The sequence below is a fragment of the Streptomyces sp. NPDC051172 genome (assembly GCF_040682555.1).
In the GTDB taxonomy this organism is placed as follows: domain Bacteria; phylum Actinomycetota; class Actinomycetes; order Streptomycetales; family Streptomycetaceae; genus Streptomyces.
The window spans coordinates 1-1,229 of record NZ_JBFBBE010000392.1 but is presented as its reverse complement, the minus strand read 5'-3'; the positions used below and the strand labels follow the sequence as shown (position 1 = coordinate 1,229).

1 pseudogene is annotated in these 1,229 nt (G+C 68.2%); it reads right to left on the bottom strand.

What is annotated here, in order from left to right:
• Positions 1 to 1,031, bottom strand: a pseudogene (locus AB0N07_RS51380) (IS110 family transposase); the annotation flags it as partial.
• Between the last annotated feature and the right edge of the window lie 198 nt (positions 1,032 to 1,229).

The following is a 1,229-nucleotide window of genomic DNA, read 5'->3' as shown; positions in this document are numbered from 1 at the left end:
GGCCAGACGCTTGTAACGGGCCTGCAGATAGGTGTCCTTGGATCTCGTCACGCTGAACGCTGCGGTCCTAGGGCGCCCTTGAGGTAGGGGTTACCGGGCCGGACCTTGGTGTTCTTGGTGCGGCCGGCGGACTCGTGGTGGCCGGGGCAGACCCCGGCCCAGGACGCGAGGTGCTTGGCCGAGGCGAACCGGGTCATGTCCCCGCCGGTCTCCGCGATGATCACCTCGGCGGTGGCCTGGTTGACGCCGGGGATGGTGTCGAGCAGGTCCAGTGCGGGGCGAAAGGGGGCCATCGCCTCCTCGATCCGCCCGGTGAGCTGGTCGATCATGGCGGTGAGCTGGTCGTACTGGTCCAGATACAGACGGACCAGGAATGCGTGGTGCTCGCGGAATTGCCCGGTCAGGGCCTCGGTCAGTTCGGGGATCTTGCTGCGGAGCCTTCGCTTGGCCAGCTCCGCCAGGATCTGCGGGTCGCGTTCGCCGGCGGTGAGGGCGGCGAGCATGGCCCGGCCGGAGACGCCCATGATGTCGGAGGCGACGGCGGAGAGTTTGATGCCGGTGTCCTCCAGCAGTTTCTCCAGGCGCTGGACCACCCGGCCGCGTTCCCGGGTGACGGTGGTGCGGGCCCGGGTCAGGTCCCGCAGCTCGCGCACCGGCTGGGGCGGGACGAAGGAGGGCCTGACCAGGCCGTGGGCGCCGAGCTGGGCCAGCCAGGCCGCGTCCGAGACATCGGTCTTGCGGCCGGGCAGGTTCTTGACCTGCCGCGCGTTGACCAGGATCACGTTCAACTCGTCGGCCAGCACGTAGTAGTAGGGCTTCCAGTAGTCCGACGTCGCCTCGATCACCACCAGCGTCACCTGCGCGGCCACCAGATGGTCCCGCAGGGCGAGCACCGCGTTCGTTGTCGACCCCCAGGTGGTCGTCTCGGTCGTGAACGACCCCCGGCGCCTCGCATTCGGCGTCCGGATGCACGCCTTGGCGTCCTTCTTGCTGATGTCCACACCCGCGCAGCGTTCATGCAGCACGTCCACGGCCCGCTCCTTCCACCGGTGAAGGGCCAGGAGAAACGCCGTCCCGGGAGGGCCGGGGTGGATCAGGAATTCTGACGCACGTGCTCGCAGCAACACTCCACGGTTCCCGTGGTCGGCCCTCAGCACCATGCTGACCAGCGAGCTGCACAGCATCACAGAGACATCGGTTTCGGCCGGAACGAACACTTCACGATCCCG